The organism is Streptomyces sp. NPDC001941, assembly GCF_040296945.1.
Classification (GTDB): domain Bacteria; phylum Actinomycetota; class Actinomycetes; order Streptomycetales; family Streptomycetaceae; genus Streptomyces.
In genome coordinates this window covers 132,616-159,447 of sequence record NZ_JBEOYE010000005.1, presented here as the reverse complement: position 1 = coordinate 159,447, position 26,832 = coordinate 132,616, and the positions used below count along the sequence as shown (strand labels likewise).

Here is a 26,832-nt window from a genome sequence, read left to right as displayed (position 1 = left end):
CTGACAGCCAGGACCCGTCCGGCCGCGTCCCCGGCCCCCGGCGCCCCGCGCGGTGCCGCGGATCACTCCACCACCTGGCGTCCCTCCGGCTGGGCGCTGCACGCGGCGCGGAAGGAGCAGTGGGCGCAGTGCTGGCCGGTGCTCGGGGTGAAGCGCTCGTCGAGGACCCGACCGGCCGCCGTGGCCAGCAGCTCGCCGACCCACTCGCCCGCCAGCGGCTCCTGCGCCTGGACCTTGGGCAGCGCGTCGCCGCCCTCCTTCTGGGCGGCGGCCTGGCGCAGCTGGACCAGCTCGGCGCCGCCGGGCTCGGGGCGCAGCCCGTCGAAGACCTCGTCGACGGCGCCCTCGCGCACGGCGAGCTGGTAGACGGCGAGCTGCGGGTGGTGGGCGACCTCGTCCCGGGTGGGCGCGGACTTGCCCGTCTTGAAGTCGACGACGTACGCGCGACCGTGCTCGTCGCGCTCCACGCGGTCCATCGAGCCGCGTACCCGTACCTCGTACTCCCCGGCCCCCAGCGTCACGTCGAAGTCGTGCTCGGTGGCGGCGGGGGTGCGGCCGCCGCGGTCCATGACGTGCCAGCTCAGGAAGCGTTCGAGCGCCACGCGCGCGTTGTCCTTCTCCTGGCGCGACTTCCAGGGCGCGTCGAAGGCCAGCGACTCCCACACCGTGTCCAGCCGCTCCATGAGGACGGCCAGGTCGGCGGGGGTGCGCCCGGAGGCGACCTCGTCGGCCAGCACGTGGACCACGTTGCCGAAGCCCTGTGCCGCGGTGGCGGGGGCGTCGGCCTTGACCTCGCGGCCCAGGAACCACTGGAGGGCGCAGGTGTTGGCGAGCTGGTCCAGGGCGCTGCCGGAGAGCGCGACGGGCCGGTCGGGGTCGCGCAGCGGGACTTTGCTCTCGGTCGGGTCGTACAGCCCCCACCAGCGGTACGGGTGGGCGGCCGGGACGAGCGGCTGGCCCTCGTCGTCGGTCAGCGCGGCCAGCCGGGCGAGCCGCTGGGCGGCGGCGTCGCGCAGCTCCGGGGAGGCGTCCGGGTCGACGGTGGTGGCGCGCAGCTCGGCGACCAGGGCGGCCACGGCGAGCGGGCGGCGCGGGCGGCCCGTTATGTCGCGGGGCTCGACGCCGAGCTCGGCCAGGAAGCGGGAGGGCTGGTCGCCGTCGTCGGCCGGGGCCTTCACCGCGGTGACGACCAGGCGGTCGCGGGCGCGGGTCGCCGCGACGTAGAAGAGCCTGCGCTCCTCGGCGAGCAGGGCGCCCGGCGCCAGCGGCTCGGCGAGCCCGTCGCGGCCGATCCGGTCGGCCTCCAGGAGCGAGCCGCGGCGGCGCAGGTCGGGCCAGAGGCCCTCCTGGACGCCCGCGACGACGACCAGGCTCCACTCCAGGCCCTTGGCTCGGTGGGCGGTCATCAGGCGTACGGCGTCGGGGCGGACGGCACGCCGGGAGAGGGTGTCGGCGGCGATGTCCTGGGCGTCGACCTCCTCCAGGAAGTTCAGCGCGCCGCGCCCGCCGCCGCGCTCCTCCGCGCGCGCGGCCGTGTCGAACAGCGCGCACACCGCGTCCAGGTCCCGGTCGGCGTTGCGCCCGGCGGGGCCGCCGCGCAGGGCGGCGCGCTGGAGCCGCCCGGGCCAGGGCGTGCCGTCCCACAGCAGCCACAGGGCCTCCTCGGCGGTGCCGCCCTCCTCCAGGAGCACGCGCGCGTCCCTGAGCAGCCCGCCGAGCCGCTGGGCACCGCGCGCGTGGGCGGGGTCCTGCGCGGCGAGGCGCTCGGGTTCGGCGAGGGCCCGGGCGAGCAGCACGTCGGAGGGCGCAGGCAGCGGGTTGCCGCCGGCCCGCTCCTCGTCGCGCAGGGCGCGTCCCAGGCGGCGCAGGTCGGCGGCGTCCATGCCGCCGAGGGGGGAGGCGAGGAGGGTGAGGGCGGTCTCGACGTCGATCCAGGAGAGGGAGACGGGGGCGCTGTCCGTTTCGGAGCCCTCCGTTTCGCGGCCCTCTGTTTCGTAAGCCTCGTCCTCCTCGGGGCCCTCGGCCTCAAGGCTCTCGGAGCCTCCCGGCTCGTCCCCCGTACCCCCCAGCGCCCCCTCCGCCACCGCCCGCAGCGCCGTGAGCAGCGGTGTCACCGCGGGCTCGTGGCGCAGGGCGACGTCCGCGCCGTCCGTCTCCAGCGGCACCCCGGCCGAGGTCAGGGCGCGGCGCAGGGTGGGGATGGTGCGGCCGCCCGCGCGGACCAGGACGGCCATCTCGCTCCACGGCACGCCCTCCTCCAGGTGGGCGCGGCGCAGGACGTCGGCGATGTTGTCGGTCTCGGTGGAGGCGGTGGGGAAGGTGTATGCCTCGACGCGGCCCCCCGCGCGCGTGGGCGACAGCTCCCGGTGGGCGCGGGCCTGGCGGGCGGGCAGCCGGGGCAGCGGCATCCGCTGGGTGAGCAGCCGGGTGGCGTCGAGCAGGGCGCTGCCGGAGCGGCGCGAGGTGGTCAGCACGGCGACCGGGGCGGGGCTGCCGTCGGTGCGCGGGAAGGCGCGCGGGAAGTCGAGGATGCCGTTCACGTCGGCGCCCCGGAAGGCGTAGATCGACTGGTCCGGGTCGCCGAGGGCGACCAGGGTCCGGCCGCCGCCCGCGAGCGCCCGCAGCAGCCGCACCTGGGCGGGGTCGGTGTCCTGGTACTCGTCGACGAAGACGGCGTCGTACGAGGCGAGGTCCACCTGCTCCGCCAGCAGTACCGCCCTGTGCACCAGTTCGGCGTAGTCGAGCACGCCCTGCATGTCGAGGACGTCCAGGTACTCGGCGAGGAAGGCGGCGGCGGCCCCCCAGTCGGGCCGTCCGGCGCCCCGCGCGAACCGGGCCAGGGAGTCGGGCCCGAGGCCGAGCTCGCGGCTGCGGGCGAGCACCGCGCGGACCTCGTCGGCGAAGCCGCGGGTGGTCAGGCAGGCGCGCAGCTCGTCGGGCCAGTGGATCTTGGCGAGTCCGTGCCGCTCCAGGTCGAGCTGGCCGGCGAGCAGGTCGCGTACGGCCACGTCCTGCTCGGGTCCGGACAGCAGGCGCAGCGGCTCGGCGAACAGGTCGGCGTCCTGGTGGGCGCGGACCAGGGCGTAGCAGAGCGAGTGGAAGGTGGTGGCCTGGGGGGCGCGCAGGCCCCGCAGGCGGGCCGCGAGCCGGTCGCGCACCTCCACGGCGGCCTTGCGGCTGAAGGTGAGCACCAGCAGCCGCTCGGGGTCGGCGCCCCGCTCCACGCGGCTCGCGACCGCCTCGACCAGGGTGGTCGTCTTGCCGGTACCGGGTCCGGCGAGGACCAGGAGCGGTCCCTCGCCGTGGTCAACCACCGCGCGCTGCGCGGCGTCCAGGAGAGGGGGGTTCACCGGGCCCGGACGGCTGCGCACCAGCCGGTACGCGCGCGGCGAGCTCCCCCGGCGCCCTTGCGGGTACGGGGGACCCCCGTGCCGTACCTGTTCCTGGTACGGCGTGCGCCGGGTGGTGGAGGAGGAGCTCACGTGGATCGCCGGTCCTGGTGGGTGTGCTGGTGACGGGGGTGCGGCGCGTGCCGCGCGCTGTCGACGCTACGCCAGTGGGCGCCCGGGACGCAGGGAGTCGGCCGGGCGGCAGGGGCGGCGCGCCCGGAGCCCCCGGAAGCGGTTGTTCCGGTACTCCGTACGGTCCTCGCGGCGCCCGCGCCGGTGCGCGATGGCCGAAGCTGTCACCTGTGACCCCGCGCACTCTCCCCGCCGTCGCCGCCGTCCCAGCGGGCCCGTCGCACGTCCAGGCGGGGCAGGTGGCCCTCGGCCGTGCTCCCCGCCTCGCGCAGCGGCGTGCCCTCCTCGCGGTAGTGGCCGAGGGCGCGCAGCTCGTGCCCGGGCAGCAGCTGCCCGTCCGCGCGCACCACGCGCCACCAGGGCACCGCGGAGCCGTACAGGGACATCACCCGGCCGACCTGGCGCGGGCCGCCCTCCTCCAGCCACTCCGCCACGTCGCCGTACGTCATGACGCGGCCCGGCGGGATCAGCTCGGCGACCTCAAGGACCCGCTCGGCGTACTCCGGAAGCTCCTCAGCGCTCATCCGGTCCATCCTGCACCACGGGACCGACAACGCGGGCAGGCTGACACCGACCCCCTGATGCCCCCGTGGGCGGCCTGGTCATGCCACCATCATCCGGGCGGTGACTGGTGATACGAGATCAAGAAGAGACGGAAACGGCGAAGGAGCAGGTAGTGCAGCCTCCCGAGGCAGCGGGCACACCTGACGCCGAGCCACGCCCGGACAGCGCCGCGCAGCGGCCGGGGGGCGTGCTCCGCGAGGACACGGCGACCGGCCCGGCGAAGGACCGGACAGCAGACCGGACGGCGGGCCTGACAGCGGACGGCGCGCGCGCCGTCGAGGCTGAGGACGTCGAGGCGGAGGACGGCGAGGACCCGTGCGCCGGTTCCGCCGGGCACGTGGACCGGGTCTCCGGCGACGAGCCGCTGCTCGCCGCGCGCGTGCACCGGCCGTCGGACCTGATGCGCCTGCTGATCGGCGTGCTCGCGATCGCGCTGGTGATCGCCATCGCGGCGTTCGCCCAGGGCACCACCACGGGCCTGGAGCACGACATCCGCGAGGGGACGAACCAGACCCCCGACTTCTTCGTGAAGATCGCCGGCCTGATCTCCAGCATCGCGGTCCTGCTCGTGCCGGTCGCCTTCGCGATCGAGCGGCTGATCAAGCGCGACGGCCTGCGGATCGCCGACGGCGTGCTCGCGGCCGTCCTCGCGCACGGCGTCACCCTCGCCACCGACCTGTGGGTCTCCCGCTCGGCGCCGGACTCGGTGCAGGAGGCGCTGACCCAGCTGCAGACCAATGGCGGCCTCACCGACCCGGTGCACGGCTACCTGGCACCCGTCATCGCGTACATGACGGCCGTCGGCATGGCGCGCAGGCCGCGCTGGCGCGTGGTGCTGTGGGTGGTGCTGCTGCTCGACGCCTTCGCGATGCTGGTCGCCGGGTACACCACGCCGCTCTCCATCGTGCTGACCGTGCTGATCGGCTGGACCGTCGCGTACGGAACGCTGTACGCGGTCGGCTCGCCCAACGTCCGGCCGACCGGCCAGACCCTGCTGGCGGGCCTGCGCCACGTCGGCTTCCGGCCGGTCACCGCAATGCGCGCCGAGGACGCGGCCGACTCCTCCGAGCAGGGCGACCGCGGCCGGCGCTACCTGGTCACCCTGGAGGACGGGCCGCCGCTGGACGTCACGGTCGTCGACCGCGAACAGCAGGCCCAGGGCTTCTTCTACCGGGTCTGGCGCCGCCTCACGCTGCGCGGCATCACCACCCGGCGCTCCATCCAGTCGCTGCGCCAGGCGCTGGAGCAGGAGGCGCTGCTTGCGTACGCGGCGATCGCGGCCGGGGCCAACGCCCCCAAGCTGATCGCCACCTCCGAACTGGGCCCGGACGCGGTCATGCTGGTGTACGAGCACCTGGGCGGGCGCTCGCTGGACTCGCTGGCGGACGAGGAGATCACCGACCAGGTGGTCCGGGACGCCTGGCACCAGGTGAAGTCCCTGCAGTCCCGCCGGATCGCCCACCGCAGGCTCACCGGTGACGCGATTCTGGTGGATCGTTCCGGCAAGGTGATCCTCACCGACCTGCGCGGCGGCGAGATCGCCGCGGGCGACCTGGTGCTGCGCATGGACGTGGCCCAGCTGCTGACCACCCTGGGCCTGCGGATCGGCGCCGAGCGCTCGGTGGCCGGGGCCGTGGAGGTGCTCGGTCCCGACACGGTCGCCGACTGCCTGCCGCTGCTCCAGCCGATCGCGCTCAGCCGCTCCACCCGGGCGACGCTGCGCCGGCTGGCCCGCGAGCGCTCGCAGCGCGAGCGCGAGGCGGTCCTTGAGGCCTCCGAGGCGTCCAAGCAGGCGCGGGTCGCGGAGGCCATCGACAAGAAGGCGGCGCGCAAGTCGCTGCGGCTGGAGAAGCAGGCCGAGAAGCGGGCCATAGACGAGGCGCTGGACGAGGCCCGCGAGGAGGACCTGCTCTCGCAGATCCGCCGCCAGGTGCTGCTGATCCGGCCGCAGGCGCCGGTCGAGCCGGTCCGCCTGGAGCGGATCAAGCCGCGGACCCTGGTCAGCCTGATCGCCGGGGCCATCGGCGCGTACTTCCTGCTCTCGCAGATCGCCAAGACGCCGCTGTCCACGGTGGCGCAGGCCGACTGGTACTGGGTGGCGGCCGCGGTCGTCTTCTCCGGGCTGAGCTACGTGGCCGCCGCGATGCAGCTGCTCGGGTTCGTGCCGGAGCGGGTGCCGTTCAAGCGGGCCGTGTTCGCGCAGGTCGCCGGGTCCTTCGTGAAGATCGTCGCCCCGGCGGCGGTCGGCGGCGTGGCCCTGAACACGCGCTTCCTGCAGCGCTCGGGCGTGCGCCCGGGCCTGGCGGTGGCCAGCGTCGGCGCCTCGCAGCTGTTCGGCCTGGGCGCGCACATCGTGCTGCTGCTCTCCTTCGGCTACCTGACCGGTACGGAGAAGACGTCCTCGCTGACCCCGTCCCGCACCGTCATCGCGGGGCTGCTCACGGTCGCGGTGCTTGTCCTGGTGGTCACGGCCATCCCGTTCCTGCGCAAGTTCGTCTCGACCCGGCTGCGGTCGCTGTTCGCGGGCGTGGTGCCGCGCATGCTGGACGTGCTCCAGCGGCCGATGAAGCTGGTCACCGGGACCGTCGGCATACTGATGCTGACCGTGCTGTTCGTACTGTGCCTCGACGCGTCGATCCGGGCCTTCGACCACGGCAACCAGCAGCTGAGCTACGCGTCCATCGCGGTGGTGTTCCTCGCGGGCAACGCGCTGGGCTCGGCGGCGCCGACGCCCGGCGGCGTGGGCGCGGTGGAGGGTGCGCTGACGGTGGGGCTCGTGGCGGTGGGGCTGCCGTTCGAGGTGGCGACGCCGGCGGTGCTGCTGTACCGGCTGATGACGTTGTGGTTGCCGGTGTTGCCGGGGTGGATCTGCTTCAACCATTTGACGCGGAGGGGGGCGCTGTAGGGGGGGTGACCTGGGTGCCGGGACCCTTGCGGCTCCGCCGAGCCCACCGATCCCGACGCGGCCGACCCCCGCGTCACCCGTCTCCCCCGGTGCCGCCTGACGAAATCCAGCCCCTCCGGCGTTTGAGGAGCGGGGGTCTGGGGGCTGGCCCCCAGGACCCGGGCCCGTTGGCCCTGGCCGACCGGTTTCGCCGTACCCGCCGGAGGCTTTCGGGAAGGGGTGGGGTGGGGTACGTGTCTTGGGCCCGGCCCACGAGGACCTGAGGGCACCCGGGGTGCGGGCCTTGGAGTCCCCTACCCGCCCCTTCCCGAAAGCCTCCGGCGGCCAGAGGGGGCGGGGAGTTGACCTCGGCAGGTCGTGCCCCGGGGCCGTCCTCAAGCGCCGGACGGGCTGGGTTTCACCGGGGTGGACCCGAGCGCCGGAAGCCTCGGGTGGGCCCGGTGCAAGTCCGCCCTCAAGCGCCGGACGGGCTGGGTTTCCCGGGGACGCGCTAGGTGCCGGGAGTGCGGCCCGCCTCAGAAAGTCCCCAGGAGTGTGGCCAGCAGGAGCGCCGAGCAGACCAGCTCCACCGCCCCCACCACCCCCACCTTCAGCCCCCTCCCCGGCAGCACCGTCGCGCGGGTCAGGTACAGGGCGAAGGGGAGCGCGAGCCACGGGCTCAGCAGGGTGGCCAGGACCAGGGCCGCCGCGTGGAAGGCGACCGAAGCCCGGTAGTACGTACGGGAGTTCCGCTCGCGGATCATGGTCTTGACGTACGGGACCGTCCCGCCGAAGTACAGCAGGCAGGCCAGCGCCGGACGCCACCCCTCCGCCACCGAACCGCCCCCCAGCCGCAGCGCCACCAGCAGCATCCCGCAGGCGGGCACCACCGCGGCCAGGCCGTTGAGCAGGTCGCGCTCGCGGTTGCGGCGGGCGAAGTAGGTGTTGACCGCCACGAAGGGCACCGCCGCCGCGGCGGCGAGGAGCAGCCACGGCTCGTACACGGCGAGCGGGAGTCCGGTGGCGGCCAGGGCCGCCGTGAAGGCCAGGGCCGGGCGGGCGTGCCGGGCCGCGGCCCGCGGGTTGCGCGAGAGGCGCCGCAGCCGGAGCCACTGCTGGGCGTGGTAGGCCGCCAGGTAGCCCAGCAACCAGGCCGCCAGCAGGGCGAGATGGGACCAGCGGGGCCCGCCCAGGAAGGTCCCCGCCGCGAACGGGACCGCCAGCATCGCCCACGCCCCGTGCTGGTTCGGCAGCCAGCGGCTCCGTCTCCGTCCGCTCATGTCGATGCGCCCCGGTGTCGGACGGGGCCTCTTGCGCGCGTCATCCGTCCAGGCTCGCACCCCCCTCCCGGGAAAAGTCCGGGATTTGGTCACGGCCTGACGGGACCAAAGCCCCCGGGGTGCGGGCGAATTCCGGGAATAGGCTCGTTTCGCGGGTTCAGTGCGGCCCGCATTCCCTCCTCTTTCGCAAGGAGTGCGCGTTGCAGCAGAATCCGGGCGCCGCGGAGACGCTCGTCAAAGCGGGAAAGTTCTTCACCCGGTCCGAGGTGTCCGAGGATCTGCGCACGGTGCACCGCACCGGCGGCCGTGAGGGCGAGGCCTTCTACCGGGACCGCTGGAGCCACGACAAGGTCGTGTACTCCACCCACGGCGTGAACTGCACCGGTTCGTGCCGCTGGAAGGTGTACGTCAAGGACGGCATCATCACCTGGGAGACCCAGTCCACGGACTACCCCAGCGTGGGCCCGGACCGGCCCGAGTACGAGCCGCGCGGCTGCCCCCGGGGCGCGTCCTTCTCCTGGTACAGCTACTCGCCGACCCGGGTGCGCTACCCGTACGTGCGCGGCGCGCTGCTGAAGATGTACCGCGAGGCCAAGGCGCGCCTGGGCGACCCGGTGCTGGCCTGGGCCGACATCCAGGACGACCCCGAGCGGCGCCGCGCCTACCAGCGGGCCCGCGGCAAGGGCGGCCTGGTGCGGGCGAGTTGGGACGAGGCTGTGGAGATAGCCGCCGCCGCGCACGTGCACACCATCAAGCGGCACGGCCCGGACCGGGTGGCGGGCTTCTCGCCGATCCCGGCGATGTCGATGGCCTCGCACGCCGCCGGCGCCCGGTTCCACTCGCTCATCGGCGCGCCCATGCTGTCGTTCTACGACTGGTACGCGGACCTCCCGGTGGCCTCCCCGCAGGTCTTCGGCGACCAGACCGACGTGCCGGAGTCCGGCGACTGGTGGGACGCGGCGTACCTGATGATGTGGGGCTCCAACGTCCCCGTCACCCGCACCCCGGACGCCCACTGGATGACCGAGGCCCGCTACCGGGGCCAGAAGGTCGTCACCGTCTCCCCCGACTTCGCGGACAACACCAAGTTCGCCGACGAGTGGATGCACCCGCACCCCGGTACGGACGGCGCGCTGGCGCTCGCGATGGGTCATGTGATCCTGAAGGAGTTCTTCGTCGAGAAGCAGACTCCTTTCTTCCTCGATTACGTGCGCACGTACACGGACCTGCCTTTCCTGGTTTCCCTGAAGGAGACGGAGAAGGGGCTCGTCCCGGGGAAGTTCATCACCGCCAAGGACCTCGGAGAGGACACCGAGAACGCCGAGTGGAAGACCGTCCTGGTCGATGACGCGACCGGTGAGTGCGTCGTTCCCAACGGCACCCTCGGCCACCGCTGGGGCACCGGCGAGAAGCCCGAGTGGAACCTGGACCTCGGCGACACCGTGCCGCGCCTCAGCCTGCTCGGCGAGGACGGCGGGGACGCGGCGGAAGTCACGCTGCCGCGCTTCGACGAGGAGGGCGAGGTCGTGCGGCGCGGCGTGCCCGTGCGCCGGCTCGGCGGGACGCTGGTGACCACCGTCTACGACCTGATGCTCGCCCAGTACGGCGTGGGCCGCGACGGGCTCCCGGGCGCCTGGCCCGAGTCGTACGAGGACGCGTCCGCGCCCGGCACCCCGGGCTGGCAGGAGACCCTCACCTCGGTCCCGGCGGCCCAGGCGGCCCGCGTGGCGCGGGAGTTCGCCGAGACGGCGGAGAAGTCCCGGGGCCGCTGCATGATCCTGATGGGCGCCGGCACCAACCACTGGTTCCACTCCGAGACCATCTACCGCGCGTTCCTCGCGCTGCTCACCCTGACCGGCTGCCAGGGCCGCAACGGCGGCGGCTGGGGCCACTACGTGGGCCAGGAGAAGTGCCGCCCGGTCACCGGCTGGGCGACCCTGGCCAGCGCCTCCGACTGGGGCCGCCCGCCGCGCCACATGATCGGCGCGGGCTGGTTCTACCTGCACACCGACCAGTGGCGCTACGACACGCTGCCCGCCGGGGCGCTGGCCTCGCCGCTGGCCGACGGCCGGTTCGAGGGGATGACCGGCGCCGACTGCCTGGCCGCGTCGGCCCGGATGGGCTGGATGCCGTCGTACCCGACCTTCGACCGCAACCCGCTGGAGCTCGGCGAGGCCGGGGACCCGGTCGCGTACACCGTGGACGAACTGAAGGCCGGGCGGCTGGGGTTCGCGGGCGAGGACCCGGACGCGCCGGGGAACTGGCCGCGGGTGCTCAACGTGTGGCGGGCGAACCTGCTGGGCTCCTCGTCCAAGGGCAACGAGTACTTCCTCAAGCACCTGCTCGGCACCCACTCCAACCTGCCCGAGGACGGGCCGCGTTGCGAGCCGCGCGACGTGACGTGGCGCGAGGAGGACGTGGAGGGCAAGCTCGACCTGCTGCTCTCGATGGACTTCCGGATGACGTCGACGACGCTGCTGTCCGACGTGGTGCTGCCGGCCGCGACCTGGTACGAGAAGCACGACCTGTCCTCCACGGACATGCATCCGTTCCTGCACGCGTTCACCCCGGCGGTGGACCCGCCGTGGCAGGCCCGCTCCGACTACGACGCGTTCCTGGCGCTGGCCGAACGCTTCGGCGAGCTGGCGGAGGAGCACCTGGGCACCCGCCGCGACGTGGTCGCCACCGCGCTGCAGCACGACACCCCGGGCGGCGAGATGGCCCAGCCCGGCGGCGTGGCGCTGGACTGGTCGAAGGGCGAGTGCGAGCCGGTGCCCGGCCGCACCATGTACAACCTGGCGGTCGTGGAGCGCGACTACGGCGCGGTGGGCGAGAAGTTCGCCGCGCTGGGGCCGCTGGTGGACAAGCTGGGCGTGACCACGAAGGCGATCACCTTCGACGTGGCCGAGGAGGTCGCGTACCTCGGCGAGAAGAACGGCCGGGTGCGCGGCGGGGTCGCCGACGGCCGCCCGCGCCTGGGGACCGCCCAGCACGCCTGCGAGGCGATCCTGTCGCTGTCCGGCACCTCCAACGGCCGGCTGGCCACCCAGGGCTTCGAGAAGCTGGAGGCCCGCACGGGACAGGAGATGGCGCACCTGGCGGCGGAGGCCGAGGGCAAGCGGATCACGTTCGCGGACACCCAGGCCAGGCCCGTACCGGTGATCACCTCGCCGGAGTGGTCGGGCAGCGAGTCCGGCGGGCGCCGCTACACGGCGTTCACCGTGAACACCGAGCACCTCAAGCCCTGGCACACCCTCACCGGCCGCCAGCACTTCTTCCTGGACCACGACTGGATCCACGAGGTGGGCGAGTCGCTGCCGGTGTACAAGCCGCCGCTGGACATGCACCGGCTGTACGGGGAGCCGGAACTCGGCTCCACCGACGGCAAGCAGGTCGCGGTCCGCTACCTCACCCCGCACAACAAGTGGGCGATCCACTCGCAGTACCAGGACAACCTGTACATGATGACGCTCGGCCGCGGCGGCCAGACGATCTGGATGTCGCCGCAGGACGCCGACGCGATCGGCGTCGCCGACAACGACTGGGTCGAGGCGGTCAACCGCAACGGCGTGGTGACCGCGCGCGCCATCGTCTCGCACAAGATGCCCGCCGGCACGGTCTACATGAACCACGCGCAGGAGCGCACGGTCGGCGTGCCCAGGACGGAGAAGACCGGGCGGCGCGGCGGCATCCACAACTCGCTGACCCGGGTGATGCTCAAGCCGACCCATCTGGTGGGCGGGTACGCCCAGTTGACCTGGGCCTTCAACTACCTCGGCCCGACCGGCAACCAGCGCGACGAGGTGACGGTCGTCCGCCGCCGCTCGCAGAAGGTGGAGTTCTGAGATGCGCGTGATGGCGCAGGTCGCCATGGTGATGAACCTCGACAAGTGCATCGGCTGCCACACCTGTTCGGTCACCTGCAAGCAGGCGTGGACCAACCGGCAGGGCACCGAGTACGTCTGGTTCAACAACGTCGAGACCCTGCCCGGCCAGGGCTACCCGCGCCGCTGGGAGGACCAGGAGCGCTGGAAGGGCGGCTGGGTGCGGACCCGCTCGGGCCGGCTGCGGCTGCGCGCGGGCGGGCGCGCCAAGCGCCTGGGGCAGATCTTCGCCAATCCGCAGATGCCGGAGATCGAGGACTACTACCAGCCCTGGACGTACGAGTACAAGAACCTCACCCAGGCCCCGGCGGGCGACGACCTGCCGGTGGCCCGGCCGGTCTCGGCGCTCACCGGCGAACCGCTCGACACCATCGAGTGGGGCCCCAACTGGGACGACAACCTGGGCGGCGCGCCCGAGCACGCGGTCAAGGACCCGATCGTGGAGAAGATCCGCGACGAGGTCGGCGAGAAGATCCGCATGGAGTTCGAGCAGAGCTTCATGTTCTACCTGCCGCGCGTGTGCGAGCACTGCCTCAACCCGGCCTGCGTGTCGGCCTGTCCGTCCGGCGCGATGTACAAGCGCGACGAGGACGGGATCGTGCTGGTCGACCAGGACCAGTGCCGGGGCTGGCGGATGTGCGTGAGCAGCTGCCCGTACAAGAAGGTCTACTTCAACCACTCGACCGGCAAGGCCGAGAAGTGCACCTTCTGCTTCCCGCGCGTGGAGGTCGGCATGCCGACCGTCTGCTCGGAGACCTGCGTGGGCCGCATGCGCTACCTGGGCGTGATGCTGTACGACGCCGACAAGGTCGCCGAGGCCGCCGCGGTGGAGGACGAGCACGACCTGTACCCGGCCCAGCTGGAGGCGTTCCTCGACCCGCACGACCCGGCGGTCGCCGCCGCGGCGCGGGCCGCGGGGATCACCGGGGAGTGGCTGGACGCGGCGCGCCGCTCGCCGGTGTACGACCTGATCGCGACCTACCAGGTGGCGCTGCCGCTGCACCCGGAGTACCGCACGATGCCGATGGTCTGGTACGTGCCGCCGCTCTCCCCGGTCGTCGAGGCGGTCGCCGCGAGCGGCCGGGACGGCGAGGACGCGGGCAACCTGTTCGGCGCCATCGACGCGATGCGCATCCCGGTGGAGTACCTGGCCGAGCTGCTGACCGCCGGGGACGCCTACCCCGTCGAGGCGGTGCTGCGGCGGATGGCCGCCATGCGCGCGTACATGCGCCGCGTCAACCTGGGCGAGGAGGAGGACGAGTCGATCGCCACGGCGGTCGGGCTGACCGGCGAGGAGCTGCGGGACATGTTCCGGCTGCTCGCCATCGCCAAGTACGAGGACCGGTACGTGATCCCGACGGCCGCGCGCGCCGACGCCGACGCGCTCGCCGACACCCATCCGCTGGACGACGGCTGCCCGGTGAGCGAGATCGCCGCCGACCGCGTGATGCTCAACCTCGGCCCGACGAGGAGGCGTTCCGCGTGAACACCGCCGTGATCCGGCTGGTCGCCGGGCGCTGCCTGGAGTACCCCGGCGAGCTGCTGTACGCCGAACTCCCGCTGCTGCGCGCCGCGCTGGACGAGTCCGGGGGCGAGGCGGCCGGCCTGCTCCACTCCTTCCTCGACCACGTGGAGGCCACCGACCCGCTCGACCTGGCCGCGCACTACACGGAGACCTTCGACACCCGCAACCGCCGCTGCCTGTACCTGACCTGGTGGGCGGACGGCGACACCCGGCGCCGGGGCCTGTCCCTGGTGCGGATCAAGCGGATCTACCGCGACCACGGCCTGGAGTACGCGGGCGAGGAGCTGCCGGACTTCCTGCCGGTGGCCCTGGAGTTCGCCGGGCAGCACGTGGAGCCCGGCACCGAGCTGCTCCAGGAGCACCGCTCGGGCCTGGAGCTGCTGCGGATCGGGGTGGCCCAGGCGGGCACGCCGTACGCCGGGGTCCTCGCCGCCGTGTGCGCCACGCTGCCGGGCGCGTCCCCGCAGACCAAGGCCGAGGCGAAGGCGCTGGCCCGGTCGGGCCCGCCGCGCGAGCTCGTCGGCCTCGAACCGTTCGGCCCCGGCGTGGAACTGCCCTGGCCCGTCGTCCCGGAAAGGACCACCGCCTGATGGACCTGCTGTTGTGGGGCGTCCTGCCCTACGTCTCGATCGCACTCCTGGTGTCGGGCACCGTCTGGCGGGCGCGCTACGACAAGTTCGGGATGACCACGCACTCCTCGCAGCTGCTCGAGTCGCGGCTGCTGCGGATCGGCTCCCCGCTCTTCCACTTCGGCATGGTCTTCGTGGTCCTGGGCCACGTGGTGGGCCTGCTGGTCCCGATGGGCTGGACGGACGCGCTGGGCGTCAGCGACCACGCGTACCACCTGATCGCCGTCTCCACCGGAGCGGTCGCGGGCGTGGCCGCCGCGGCCGGCATCGGCATCCTGGTCTACCGGCGGTTCAAGGTGCCGGGCGTGCGCAGGGCGACACTGCGCAGCGACCACCTGATGTACACGGTGCTGCTCGGCGCGATGGTGCTCGGGCTCCTCGCGACCGTCCTCAACTCCACGGGGGCGACGGACGGTTACAACTACCGCGAGGGCATCTCCGTCTGGTTCCGCTCGCTGTTCACCCTGCAGCCCGACTGGCACCTGATGGCGGGCGCGCCGCTGGCGTTCAAGCTGCACATCCTGTTCGGCTTCACGCTGTTCGCGCTGATCCCGTACTCCCGTCTGGTGCACATGTTCGCCGCCCCGGTGAAGTACCTCTTCCGGCCGTACGTCGTCTACCGCGCCCGCGACCCGAAGGACCTGGCCAACCGGGAGAACAAGCGCGGCTGGGAGCGGGTCTCGTGAGGCCCGCGCGGACAGCGGTCCGCCGGCCCCGGCACGCGGTCGACGACCGGCCGTTCATCGTCATCTGGGAGTCCACCCGCGCCTGCCCGCTGGCCTGTCTGCACTGCCGTGCCGAGGCCCAGCCCGCGCGCGACCCGCGCGAGCTGACCGGGGCCGACGCGTTCCGGCTGATGGAGCAGGTGGCCGCGTTCGGCAAGCCCGCGCCGCTGTTCGTGATCACCGGCGGCGACCCGTTCCAGCGCACCGACCTGGAAGAGCTCATCGCGTACGGCACCTCGCTCGGCCTGCGCGTCGCCGTCTCCCCCTCCGGCACCCCCACCCTGACCAGGGAGAACCTGGTGGCCGTGCGCAACGCGGGCGCCGTCGCCCTGTCGCTGTCCCTGGACGGCTCCACCGCGGAGCGCCACGACGCGTTCCGCGGGGTCGACGGGGTCTACGACTGGACCCTGGACGGCTGGCGGACCGCCCGCGAGCTGGGCCTGAAGGTGCAGATCAACACCACCGTCACCCGGCACAGCCTGCCCGACCTCGCGGACATCGCCGCGCTGGTGCGGCGCGAGGGCGCGATGCTCTGGTCCGGCTTCCTGCTGGTGCCCACCGGGCGCGGCGCGGACCTGGACGCGCTGACGCCGGAGGAGACCGAGGACGTCCTGCACTTCCTGTACGACATGGGGTCGGTCGTCGCGACCAAGACCACCGAGGGCCACCACTTCCGCCGGGTCGTGCTCCAGCGCACGATCCTGGAGCGGCACGGCGAGCGGCCCGGACTCGGCCCGCTGCACGCGCGGCTGAGCGCCCGGGCCGCCGAACTGGGCCTGTACGAGGGCGAGACGCGCTCCGCGCGGCGCCCGCCGATGGACGTGTCCTCCGGCCGCGGGTTCGTCTTCGTCTCGCACACCGGCGAGGTGCACCCCAGCGGCTTCCTCCCGGTGTCGGCGGGCAACGTCCGCCACCACCCGCTGACCGACGTCTACCGGGGCTCGGCGCTCTTCACGACGCTGCGCGAACCGGGGCTGCTGCGCGGCAAGTGCGGCCGCTGCGAGTTCCGCGCCGTCTGCGGGGGCTCCCGCTCGCGCGCCTACGGCGCCACCGGAGACTTCCTCGCCGCCGACCCGTGGTGCTCCTACGAGCCCGGCAGCTTCCCCTACCAGGACGAACTGCGCGAGGTGGCACCGTGCGCTCTGTGATCGTGATCGGCGGCGGCATCAGCGGACTGGCCGCCGCCTGGCAGCTGCGGGGGCGCGCCGACGTCACCGTCCTGGAGGCCCACACCCGGGTCGGCGGGAAGCTGCGCACCGGCACCCTGGCCGGCGTCCCCGTCGACGAGGGCGCCGAGTCGATCATGGCGATGCGGCCCGAGGCGGTCGAGCTCGCCGAGGCGGTCGGTCTGGGCCCGTCGCTGGTCGACCCGGCCGTCGCCCCGGTCACCGTGTGGACGAACGGCGCGCTGCGCCCGCTGCCGCCCGGCCACGTGATGGGCATTCCGGCCGACCCGGAGGCGCTGGCCGGCACCGGGCTGCTGACCGACGCGGGCCTGGACCGGCTGCGCCAGGAGGAGCTGCTGCCCGCGCCGCCGGTCACCGAGGACGTCACGGTCGCCTCCTACCTGGAGCAGCGCCTGGGCCGGGAGGCGGTGGACCGGCTGGTCGAGCCGATGCTCGGCGGGGTGTACGCGGGCAGCACCGACCGCCTCTCGCTGCGCTCGGCGATGCCCCCGGTGGCCGCCCTCGCGGCGCGCGGCGGCTCGCTGCTCGCCGCGCTGCGCGACCGGCCCAAGCCCGCCCCGGGCACGCCGAGGCCCGCGTTCGTGCGCGGTGTCGTCGGCGGCACCGGACGGCTGCCCGCCGCCGTCGCCGAGGCCTCCGGGGCGCGGATCCTGACCGGCACCACGGCCACCTCGCTGGAGCGGACCGCGTCGGGACGCTGGCGGGTGGAGGCCCGCACCGGCGACGGGCCGCTGCTGATCGAGGCGGACGCGGTGGTGCTCGGCCTGCCCGCGTACGCCGCCGCGCCGCTGCTGCGTCCGCACTCCACGGCCGCCGAGGTCGAACTGGCCGCGATCCAGCACGCCGGGTCGGCCGTGGTGACCATGGCCTTCGCCCGCGACCGCGCGACCCGGCTGCCGGAGGGCAACGGGTTCCTGGTGCCGCCGGTGGACGGGCACGCGGTGAAGGCCGCGACGTTCCTGTCCAACAAGTGGGCGTGGCAGGCGGACGCGGCACCCGGGGTGTTCGTGCTGCGGGCCTCCATCGGGCGCCTCGGCGAGGAGCACCGGCTTTCGCTGCCCGACCGCCACCTGGTGCGCACCGCGCTGGCCGAGCTGCACCACGCGATCGGCCCGATCGGCGACCCGGTCGCCGCACGCGTCACCCGCTGGCCGCAGGCACTGCCGCAGTACGGCGTCGGCCACGCGGCCCGGGTGGCCCGCATCCGCGAGGCGGTCGAGGCCCTCCCCGGCCTGGAGGTCTGCGGGGCGAGCTACGAGGGAGTCGGTGTGGCGGCCTGCGTCGCCACGGGCCTGTCGGCGGGCCACCGGATCGCGGAATCCCGCTAGCGGCTCCGGAGGGGTGCGGGTGACCCCCGCATGGCCCCCCGTCCCGAGCGGGGGTGGGGGGAGGCGGGGAGCATGGGGGCATGCCGATCTCTTCCCGCTCCCGGCGCGCCAGCGTCCTCGCCGCCACCGCCGTCGTCGTACTGATCGCCACCGGCTGCTCCGGCGGCGGCCGGGGCGACCAGGGCGAGGACCGGCCCGACGACCTCGCCGCGCAGAAGCCGGCCTGGGCCGACTGCCCCGCTCCGGACACCGCGGAGGGCGGCGGCGCGGCCCCCGCCCCGCTGCCCGACGGGACCGCCTGGCAGTGCGCCACGCTCAAGGCGCCGCTGGACTACGCGAAGCCGGACGGCGACACCCTGGACCTGGCGCTGATCCGGGCGAAAGCCAAGGGGTCCGGGGACCGGATCGGGTCGCTGGTCTTCAACTTCGGCGGGCCCGGCGGCTCCGGCGTCACCGGACTGCCCTCGTTCGGCAAGGACTACGAGCGGCTGCGCGCCCGCTACGACCTGGTGAGCTTCGACCCGCGCGGAGTGGGCCGCAGCGAGGGCGTGCGCTGCGAGGACGACAAGCGGCTGGACGCCTACTACGCGCAGGACGCCACCCCGGACGACGCCGCCGAGGAGAAGGCGCTCACCGACGGGCTGAAGCAGTACGCGGACGCCTGCGAGAAGAACTCCGGCAAGCAGCTCCCGCACGTTGGCACCACCAACGCCGCCCGCGACATGGACCTGATGCGCCGGGTCCTCGGCGACGACAAGCTGTACTACTTCGGCATCTCGTACGGCACCGAGCTGGGCGGCGTCTACGCGCACCTGTTCCCGAAGAACGTGGGCCGGGCGCTGTTCGACGCGGTCGTCGACCCGACGAACGACGCGGCCCAGGGCGCGCTCGGGCAGGCCAAGGGCTTCCAGCTCGCCCTGGACAACTTCGCCCAGGACTGCGTGCGGCGCGGCGACCGGTGCCGGCTGCCCGGCACCAGCACCGCCGAGATCGAGGACTTCGTCACGGGCCTGCTGGGGCGCCTGGACGCCAAGCCGGTCAAGGGCATCGGGGACCGCGAGCTGACCCAGACCCAGGCCACCAACGGCATCGCCCAGACGCTGTACTCCAAGGAGTACTGGCCGCTGCTCGAACAGGGCCTGGACGAGGCGGACGGCGGCAACGGCGCCCTGCTGCTCGCCCTGTCGGACTCGATGAACGGGCGCGGCGAGGACGGGAAGTACAGCAACATCCAGGCGGCCAACGCGGCCATCAACTGCGCGGACTCCAAGGACCGCTACACGCTGGAGCAGACCAAGGAGCGGCTCCCGGAGTTCCGCGCCGCCTCCAAGGTCTTCGGCGACTTCCTCGGCTGGGGCCTGATGGGGTGCGGCGAGTGGCCGGTGCCCGGCGCCTGGCAGCACCCCGACGTGAGCGCCCCTGGCGCCGCGCCGATCCTGGTCGTCGGCAACACGGGCGACCCGGCCACGCCGTACGAGGGCGCGAAGAAGATGGCGGACGCGCTGGGCGCGGGGGTCGGCGTGGAGCTGACGTTCAAGGGCCAGGGGCACGGCGCGTACAACAGCGGCGACCGGTGCGTGCAGGGCGCGGTGGACGCGTACCTGCTGGAGGGGAAGGTCCCCGCGGCGAACACCGTGTGCCCCTGACGGCACCCGTGACTCCCCTGCCTAGGATGGCCGTTCCATCCTCAGAGCGGGGGAACACATGTCCGTGCGCGTACGGGCCGGGGCCGCGGCCTCCGTCCTGGTCCTGGCCACCGCCCTGGCCGGGTGCGACAGCTCCCCCGGCGCGCCCGCCTCGGTGGACGACGCCAAGCGCACCGGGAGCGCCCCGCCCGCCGCGTCGTCCCGCGCGCCGTCCCCCGCGGGCGGCGGCCTGCCCGCCGCGCTGACCGGCCAGCGGCCCGACTGGCGCGCCTGCTCCGCCCCGGCGGGCGGCAGCGCCCCGGGCGGGGAGTGGCGCTGCGCCACCGTCAGGGTGCCGCTGGACTACGCGAAGCCGTCCGGTACGACGATCCCGCTCGCGCTGATCCGCAAGGAGGCCCGCGACGGGGACCGGCGGATCGGCTCGCTGCTCTTCAACTTCGGCGGGCCCGGCGGCTCCGGCGTGGACACCCTGCCGCGCGCCGCCGACGAGTACGGAAGGCTCAACGAGCGCTACGACCTGGTGAGTTTCGACCCGCGCGGGGTGTCCCGCAGCGCGGGCGTGGTCTGCCGCGACGACGCGGAGCAGGCCGCCGCCGAGTCCCGGGTCGACCTGACCCCGGACACCCCGGCCGAGGAGGCGGCGTACCTGAAGGACGGCGCGGACTTCGGCGCGGGCTGCGCGCGCCGCTCGGGCCGGCTGCTCCCCCACGTCGGCACCAGTGACGCGGCCCGCGACCTGGACCTGGTGCGCCAGGTCCTCGGGGACGCGAAGCTCAACTACTTCGGCATCTCCTACGGCACCCAACTGGGCGGCACCTACGCCCACTTGTTCCCCGCGAAGGTGGGCCGCACGGTGCTCGACGCGGTCGTCGACCCCACCGCCGACACCGTGGGTCACGCCCGCAACCAGACCACCGGCTTCCAGCGGGCGCTGGACAACTACCTGCGCAGCACCGGCGAGGACCCGGCGAAGGGCACCGCCCGGATCACCCGGCTGCTGCGGTCGATCGACGCGAAGCCGCTGCCCACCGACAGCGGGCGGAAGCTGACCGACGGCCTGGCGCTGACCGGGATCGTGCTGCCGCTGTACTCGCAGGGCAACTGGCCGCTGCTGACCAGCGCGCTCGCCCAGGCCGAGCGCGGCGTCGGCAGCGAGCTGCTGCGCCTGGCGGACGCGTACAACGACCGTGACCGCGACGGGCACTACAGCACGCAGAGCCACTCCCAGCGGGCGATCTCCTGCGCGGACTCCAAGGCCCGTCCGACGGCGGCGCAGGCGCGGGCGCTGCTGCCGGAGTTCCGCCGGATCTCCCCGGTGTTCGGCGAGTTCCTGGCCTGGGACACCGCGGGCTGGTGCGCGAACTGGCCGGTACCGGGCGAGCGCGACACCCCGGAGGCCAGCGCCCCGGGCGCGGGCCCGGTCCTGGTGGTGGGCACCACCGGCGACCCGGCCACGCCGTACGAGGGCGCGAAGAAGATGGCGGACGAACTGGGCGCGGGCGTGGGGGTGCTGCTCACCAACAAGGGCGAGGGGCACGGCGCGTACGGCACGGCGGCCTGCGTGACCCGCACGGTCGACGCGTACCTGCTGGACGGGAAGGTCCCGGCGAACGGGACGACTTGTCCGTGAGCCCGGTCCGTAGCCCGACGCCGACACGGAAGTGCCCCGGAGCCGTCGGCTCCGGGGCACCGTCACGTGCGGACCGTCAGTAGATCGGCTTCTCCGGCTCGATCTGGTTGACCCAGCCGATCACGCCGCCGCCGACGTGGACCGCGTCCGAGAAGCCCGCGGACTTCAGCACCGCGAGGACCTCCGCGGAGCGGACGCCCGTCTTGCAGTGCAGGACGATCTTCCGGTCCTGCGGCAGGGTCGCCAGGGCGGTGCCCATCAGGAACTCGTTCTTGGGGATCAGCTTGGCGCCCGGGATCGAGACGATCTCGTACTCGTTCGGCTCGCGGACGTCGATGATCTCGATGTTCTCGCCGTCGTCGATCCACTCCTTGAGCTGCTTGGGAGTGATCGTCGAACCGGCGGCCGCCTGCTGGGCCTCCTCGGACACGACGCCGCAGAAGGCCTCGTAGTCGATGAGCTCGGTGACGGTCGGGTTGCTGCCGCAGACCGCGCAGTCGGGGTCCTTGCGCACCTTGACCTGGCGGTACTGCATCTCCAGGGCGTCGTAGATCATCAGGCGGCCGACCAGCGGGTCGCCGACGCCCGCGAGGACCTTGATGGCCTCGGTGACCTGGATGGAGCCGATGGACGCGCACAGCACGCCCAGGACGCCGCCCTCGGCGCAGGAGGGCACCATGCCCGGCGGCGGGGGCTCCGGGTAGAGGCAGCGGTAGCAGGGGCCGTGCTCGGACCAGAACACCGACGCCTGGCCGTCGAAGCGGTAGATCGAGCCCCACACGTACGGCTTGTTCAGCAGCACGCAGGCGTCGTTGACCAGGTAGCGCGTGGCGAAGTTGTCCGTGCCGTCGACGATCAGGTCGTACTGGCCGAAGATCTCCATCACGTTCTCGGCCTCGAGCCGCTCTTCGTGGAGGATCACGTTCACGTACGGGTTGATGCCGAGGACCGAGTCCTTCGCGGACGCCGCCTTGGAACGGCCGATGTCCGCCTGGCTGTGGATGATCTGGCGCTGCAGGTTCGACTCGTCGACCTCGTCGAACTCCACGATGCCGAGCGTGCCCACGCCCGCGGCGGCCAGGTACATCAGGGCCGGGGACCCGAGGCCGCCGGCGCCCACGCAGAGCACCTTGGCGTTCTTGAGCCGCTTCTGCCCGTCCATCCCCACGTCGGGGATGATCAGGTGGCGGGAGTACCTGCGGACCTCGTCTACGGTGAGCTCAGCTGCTGGCTCTACCAGGGGTGGCAGCGACACGGGGACTCCGTTGGTCGGTATCTACGTACGGGTGTTCCGTCTGTAACACTGCCACGCCCCCCTTCATTCCGAGACACCCGGTCCAATGCGCGAGACGATTTCGTCCCAGTACCCGGGCAGGGCTTCGAACGGGCTGTTCTGTCCCGCTCCCCGGTCACTGCGGTCGGTGAAGAAGACCGTCCCCGCGCCCTGCCAGCGCGCGATCCGCATCGCCTCCTCCAGGTGCGTGCGCGGCACCCCGTGGACCAGGTGCACGAACCGCTCCGGCGGCAGGTCCGCCGTCCACTCCGCCACCTGTGACCAGCGGTAGTCCGTCCACGGCCCGGAGAAGGTGACCAGCTGGTCGGCCACCTCGGCGTAGCCGGGGTACGGGTGCGTGCCGTGCCCGAGCACCAGGTGGGCGCCCTCCACCACCGCCTCCAGGGTGGCGGTGGTGCGCCGCACCTGGGGCAGGTCGTCCCGGTCCGTGGGACAGCGGTCCAGCAGGAAGCCGTCCACCCGGTACCAGTCCAGGAACCGGTGGGCGTCCGCGACGACCTCGCCGAACGCCCGGGCCCCGTAGGTGAGGTCCAGGTGCCCGAGGACCCGCACGCCCGCGTTGCGCAGCCGCCCCGCGGCCTCCAGGCAGTGCGGGTCGGGCCGGGCGCCCGGGCCGTCCGCGACGTTGAGGACGGCCCAGTGCAACGGCGTGCCGGGGCGGGCCAGTTCGGCCCACTCCAGGGGTGCGAGCAGCGGATGGGCGTAGCCGGGGACACCGAAGCCGAGGCGCGCGCGGCCGGTGGCCGACTGCGCCTTGTCCGAGGTCAGATGCGGCACGCCGCCTCCATCCAGATGTCGGCCAGCGACTCCTCAAGGTTGATCCGGGGCCGCCAGCCGAGCCGGTCGCGGGCGGTGCGCACGTCCGCCTGCTGCCAGCTGCCGCACCCGTCCGGGTACGGGAACGGGGCCGCCGCCAGGTGTTCGGCCATGGTCTCGGAGCGGGGCGCCCCGATGACCGGGCGGGCGGGCGGGCCGTCCAGTTCGTGCAGGGTGCCCGCGTAGCCCGCGACCCGGGCGAGCACCGAGGCCGCGTCGCGCAGCCGCACCGCGCGCCCGGTGCCGATGTTGACCACGCCCTGGGCGGCCGAGAGGGACGCGGCGTGCACGGCCCTGGCCACGTCCCGCACGTCGACGAAGTCCCGCTGCACGCCCAGGCCGCCGAGCTTCAGCTCGCCGTCGCCGGCCTGCATGGCGCGCCGCATCGCCTCGGCGAGCCGGCCCAGCGGGGACCCGGCCGGGGTGCCGGGGCCGACCGGCGAGAAGACCCGCAGGACGACCGCGTCCAGGCCGGAGCCCAGGACCAGTTCGGTGGCGGCGAGCTTGGAGACGCCGTAGGGCCCGCCGGGGCGCGGCACGGCGTCCTCGGCGGTGGACGAGCCGGGCTGGGAGGGCCCGTACTCGGAGGCGCAGCCCAGCTGGACCAGCCGGGCGCCGCAGCCGCTGCGGCGCAGCGCCTCGCAGACGGTGGCGACGGCGACCGTGTTGTGCCGGGTGAGGTCGCGGGCGCCGCCGCGGGTGGCTCCGGCGCAGTTGACGACGACGCCGGGGTGGACGGCGTCCAGGAACCGGGTGAGGGCGCCGGGGCTGCCGCCCGCGAGGTCGAACCGCACGTCGGCGTCGTCGCCGCGGCCCAGCGCGGTCAGGTGGACCGCGGGGTCGGCGAGCAGCCGGTCGGCCACGAAGCGGCCGAGGAATCCGTTGGCTCCGAGCAGCAGCACCCTCATCGCGCACCCCCTGGGTACCGACGGGCCGGTGCTGCGGGTGGGGTGGTCATTTCTCTCGTCTCCTTGTGAGGGGTGCCGTGGCGGCGGGGTTCGGGGGCGCCCGCGGCGTCGGCTCCGCGGGTGCCCGGTGGGAAAGGCCGGGAAGGGGGCTTACGTGGCATGGGCCGAGGCCCGTGACAGCGCGGCGGTCGCGTGGACGAGCAGGCCGAGCGCCGCGCCGCCGCAGGCGAGCGCGGGGACGGCCCCGGCGCCGAGGGCCTCGACGGCGGCCCGCACCGGGGCGGCCAGGGCGTGGCAGCCGGGCAGCCGTCCGGCGAGCACCGCGGCCAGGGACAGCGCCTCGGCGGCGCAGGCGGCGGCGAGCCCGGTGGCGGCGGCCCGCGCGGAGCCGTGCACGGTCAGCAGCCGGGCGGTGAAGAGCAGGGCGCCCAGCGCTCCGGCCGGCAGCGCGGCGACCGGGCCGAGGACCAGGGCCACCAGGGCGAGCAGCCCGGCGGTGCAGCCGAGTTGGAGGGCGACGGTGGCCAGGAGCAGCGGGCGGACCCCGGAGGCGAAGTCGTCCAGGCCACGGCTGGCGAGCAGCCTGCGCCGGGCCCGGGCGGCGAACAGCCGGGCGCTCCAGGCGGCGGGGGCGACGGCGAGGGCCAGGGCGAGGACCGGTGCGGGGGTGAGCGGCCAGAGCGTGTCGGGCCCGCCGCTGAGCAGGGCGCGCAGCAGTCCGTCCCCGGCCAGCGCGTAGCCGAGCAGCCAGCCGGTCCACAGCCAGGCGGCGGGGACGGCGCGGCCGGGCGCGCGCAGCGGGCCGCGCCGGACGCTCGCGGCCAGGGCGGCGGCGAGGGCCAGGACCCCGGTGGTGGCGAGGGCGACGCGGGGGCCGCCGGTGGTGGTGCGCAGGGCCAGCACGGTGAGGGCGCAGACGGCTCCGGGCAGCAGGGTGAGCGCGGCCCAGGCGCCGGGCCGCTGCCGCCCGGGCGGGGCCGGGGTCCGGGGTGCCGGTTCGTTTCCGCGCGGCACGCGGGCGTACAGCTCCTCGGCGAGGGAGAAGACGTCGCGGTGGCGGAAGCGGGCGGCGGTGCGGTCGGTGACGCCGTGGGCCTCCAGCCCCGCGGCGATCTCCAGCGGGTCCACGGCCCGTTCGCACAGCTCGCGGTGGCGGTGCAGCAGGGCCTTGACCGGGTCGGCGGGCCCCCGCCGGGGGGTGCGGGGCGCGGCGGGCGCCTCCCGGGTGTCCTGCGCGGGCTCAGCCATCGGTCTCTCCCACTGCGGCGGCGACGGGCCGGTCGAACCGGCCGTGGGCGCGTCCCGGGGACGCCCAGCGGCCCGGGACGTGGGCCTCGGCGGGGTGGGCGAAGGGCAGCGGGGCGCCGTCGGCGTCCAGGCCCTCGGCCTCGCGGCGGACCGGGGCGCGCGAGATGACCTCCAGGTAGATGCCGCGGAACGCCGCCAGGTTCTGCTCCACCGTGAAGAGTTCCAGGGCCCGGGCGCGGGCGGCCGCGCCGAGCCGGCCGCGCCGCTCGGGGTCGCGCAGCAGGGCCAGGCAGGCGTCGGCGAGGGCGCGCGGGTTGCGCGGCGGGACGACCAGGCCGGTGCCGCCGATGACCTCGACGACCGCGCCGACGTCGGTGGAGACGGTGGCGCGCCCGCAGAACATGGCCTCGACCAGGCTGACCGGGAAGCCCTCGACGACGCTGGAGAGGACGACGACGGCCCCGGCGGCGTAGGCGTCGGCGAGTTCGGGAGCCTCGGGCCCGCCGATCTCCTCGAAGGAGACCGGGTTGTCGCCGACGGCGTGGGCGTCGGCGGCCTCGTCGGGGAAGAGCTGGGCGGCCAGGGCGCGGCAGTGGGTGAGGTACGCCTCGGACCCGGCGTCCCGCACGGGCGCGCCGATGAGCCGCAGCCGGGCGGCGGGCTCCTCCTTGCGGACCTCGGCGAAGGCGTGCAGCAGGGCGACGAGGTCCTTGGCGGGCTCGATCCGGCCGACCCAGACGAGGGTGGCGGGGTCGGCGGCGTCGGGGCCCTCGCCGACGGCGGCGAACCGGTCGGCGGCCATGCCGGGGTAGACGGTGCGCAGCTTGGCCCGGTCGGCGCCGCACCGCTCCTGCCAGCGCCGCGCGTGCACGTTGCCGGGGGTGACGGTGTCGGCGCTCGCGTAGACCTCGGCGGCGAGGGCGCCGTGGAAGGCGGCGAGCAGGGCGCGCACCCGGGGGTTCTCGCCGGAGTCCTTCAGGTAGTGGGCGCGCAGCTGGACGCCGTACTCGGTGACCAGCAGCGGGACTCCGAAGAAGCGTTTGGCCAACAGGCCGGGCAGGGCCGCCGTCCCGCCGGTCGCGGCGTGGCAGAGGTCGGCGCCGCCGAGTCCGTCCTCGTCGTACCAGTCGAGCGAGAGGGGGCGCAGGGCGCGCTCCAGGTGCTCGGTGAAGGCGAGGTAGTCGGGGACGGCAGCGCCCTGGACGCCGCGGTGCGCGCCGGGCGCGCGGCAGGCGGACTCCACGGCGCGCACGGCGTCCTCGGAGCGCAGCGCGGCGGGCAGGCCGCCGTGGTCGCGGGCGAGTTCGGCGAGGCCGTGCAGCGCGTCGGCGAAGCCGTCGGCACCGGGGCGGCAGACGGCGCCGGCCAGTGCGGCGAAGTGCCGGGCGAAGCTGCGGCGTTCGCGGCGGCCGAGGGTGCGGGTGTCGTGCCCGGGCTCCCCCGGCGGGGCGGTGCGCACTCTGCGCACGTTGGGCGGCAGCGGGACGCGGGACGCCGCCTCCTGGCGGGGGCCCCGGCCGAGCGCGTAGACGTCGAACTCGTGGCCCGAGAGCCCGCGCACCAGCCGGTCGCACCAGACTCCGGCCTCTCCCGCCGCGTACGGATATCCGCCGTCGGTGAGCAGTCCGATCCGCACGAGCACACCCCCGATCCTCCTCGTGGGCGGGGGCCGTTCGCACCGGGCCACCCGCAGCGGGAAGAACGTAAGCGGAGATGCAGGTGGCGCGATGGACGGTTGTCCGTCGCGCCACCAGAAGGGGTGA

17 protein-coding genes are annotated in these 26,832 nt (G+C 74.3%); 9 read left to right on the top strand and 8 right to left on the bottom strand.

The genetic code is table 11. The features are described from left to right. Nucleotides 1-62: 62 nt before the first annotated feature. Complete coding sequence (locus tag ABT160_RS06930; protein WP_502984171.1) at nt 63-3,482, bottom strand: ATP-dependent helicase; 3,420 nt, start codon at nt 3,480-3,482, stop codon at nt 63-65. A 203-nt stretch (nt 3,483-3,685) separates the two neighbouring features. Then, nucleotides 3,686-4,045 (bottom strand): MGMT family protein, encoded by a 360-nt coding sequence (locus ABT160_RS06925; RefSeq protein ID WP_351644516.1) that lies wholly within the window; start codon nt 4,043-4,045, stop codon nt 3,686-3,688. Between the two features lie 152 nt (nt 4,046-4,197). On the opposite strand from ABT160_RS06925, the gene ABT160_RS06920 reads away from it, so the two are divergent. Then, nucleotides 4,198-6,990, top strand: coding sequence for a flippase-like domain-containing protein (locus tag ABT160_RS06920; RefSeq protein ID WP_351644513.1), 2,793 nt, complete (start codon nt 4,198-4,200; stop codon nt 6,988-6,990). A 515-nt stretch (nt 6,991-7,505) separates the two neighbouring features. Here ABT160_RS06920 and ABT160_RS06915 read toward each other — a convergent pair. After that, complete coding sequence (locus ABT160_RS06915) at nt 7,506-8,249, bottom strand: YwiC-like family protein (RefSeq protein ID WP_351644511.1); 744 nt, start codon at nt 8,247-8,249, stop codon at nt 7,506-7,508. Between the two features lie 200 nt (nt 8,250-8,449). Between ABT160_RS06915 and ABT160_RS06910 the strand changes: the two genes are divergently transcribed. The 8 genes from ABT160_RS06910 (at nt 8,450) to ABT160_RS06875 (ending at nt 20,803) form a co-directional block, all read left to right on the top strand. Continuing rightward, a complete protein-coding gene (locus tag ABT160_RS06910; RefSeq protein WP_351644509.1) occupies nt 8,450-12,094 on the top strand; it encodes a nitrate reductase subunit alpha in 3,645 nt (1,214 codons plus the stop codon). 1 nt (nt 12,095) lies between these two features. Then, on the top strand, nt 12,096-13,619 hold the full coding sequence (narH, locus tag ABT160_RS06905) for a nitrate reductase subunit beta (RefSeq protein ID WP_351644506.1): 1,524 nt from the start codon (nt 12,096-12,098) through the stop codon (nt 13,617-13,619). Beyond that, nucleotides 13,616-14,248: a nitrate reductase molybdenum cofactor assembly chaperone gene (gene narJ, locus ABT160_RS06900; protein WP_351644505.1), complete on the top strand. Its 633-nt coding sequence runs from the start codon at nt 13,616-13,618 to the stop codon at nt 14,246-14,248. The genes narH and narJ overlap by 4 nt, the downstream gene beginning before the upstream one ends. Then, nucleotides 14,248-14,973 carry a respiratory nitrate reductase subunit gamma gene (gene narI / locus ABT160_RS06895; RefSeq protein ID WP_351644504.1) on the top strand — a complete coding sequence of 242 codons (726 nt, stop codon included), beginning with the start codon at nt 14,248-14,250 and terminating at the stop codon, nt 14,971-14,973. Before narJ ends, narI begins: the two co-directional genes overlap by 1 nt. Beyond that, complete coding sequence (locus ABT160_RS06890; protein WP_351644503.1) at nt 14,970-16,160, top strand: TIGR04053 family radical SAM/SPASM domain-containing protein; 1,191 nt, start codon at nt 14,970-14,972, stop codon at nt 16,158-16,160. The genes narI and ABT160_RS06890 overlap by 4 nt, the downstream gene beginning before the upstream one ends. Continuing rightward, a complete protein-coding gene (gene hemG, locus ABT160_RS06885; protein ID WP_351644501.1) occupies nt 16,148-17,527 on the top strand; it encodes a protoporphyrinogen oxidase in 1,380 nt (459 codons plus the stop codon). The genes ABT160_RS06890 and hemG overlap by 13 nt, the downstream gene beginning before the upstream one ends. An 80-nt stretch (nt 17,528-17,607) precedes the next feature. Continuing rightward, complete coding sequence (locus ABT160_RS06880) at nt 17,608-19,173, top strand: alpha/beta hydrolase (protein ID WP_351644499.1); 1,566 nt, start codon at nt 17,608-17,610, stop codon at nt 19,171-19,173. Between the two features lie 58 nt (nt 19,174-19,231). Next, nucleotides 19,232-20,803, top strand: a complete 1,572-nt coding sequence (locus ABT160_RS06875; RefSeq protein ID WP_351644498.1) for an alpha/beta hydrolase — start codon at nt 19,232-19,234, stop codon at nt 20,801-20,803. 76 nt (nt 20,804-20,879) lie between these two features. Here the strand turns inward: ABT160_RS06875 and moeZ are convergent, their stop codons facing one another. From moeZ to ABT160_RS06850, 5 genes are all read right to left on the bottom strand, one after another. After that, on the bottom strand, nt 20,880-22,058 hold the full coding sequence (gene moeZ, locus ABT160_RS06870; RefSeq protein ID WP_351644496.1) for an adenylyltransferase/sulfurtransferase MoeZ: 1,179 nt from the start codon (nt 22,056-22,058) through the stop codon (nt 20,880-20,882). Nucleotides 22,059-22,121: 63 nt separating this feature from the next. Further along, a complete protein-coding gene (locus tag ABT160_RS06865; protein ID WP_351644494.1) occupies nt 22,122-22,874 on the bottom strand; it encodes a spherulation-specific family 4 protein in 753 nt (250 codons plus the stop codon). After that, nucleotides 22,862-23,821 (bottom strand): NAD-dependent epimerase/dehydratase family protein, encoded by a 960-nt coding sequence (locus ABT160_RS06860; protein WP_351644493.1) that lies wholly within the window; start codon nt 23,819-23,821, stop codon nt 22,862-22,864. Before ABT160_RS06860 ends, ABT160_RS06865 begins: the two co-directional genes overlap by 13 nt. A gap of 150 nt (nt 23,822-23,971) precedes the next feature. Then, nucleotides 23,972-25,069 (bottom strand): hypothetical protein, encoded by a 1,098-nt coding sequence (locus ABT160_RS06855; protein WP_351644490.1) that lies wholly within the window; start codon nt 25,067-25,069, stop codon nt 23,972-23,974. Further along, nucleotides 25,062-26,705, bottom strand: coding sequence for a DUF3492 domain-containing protein (locus tag ABT160_RS06850; protein WP_351644690.1), 1,644 nt, complete (start codon nt 26,703-26,705; stop codon nt 25,062-25,064). Before ABT160_RS06850 ends, ABT160_RS06855 begins: the two co-directional genes overlap by 8 nt. Between the last annotated feature and the right edge of the window lie 127 nt (nt 26,706-26,832).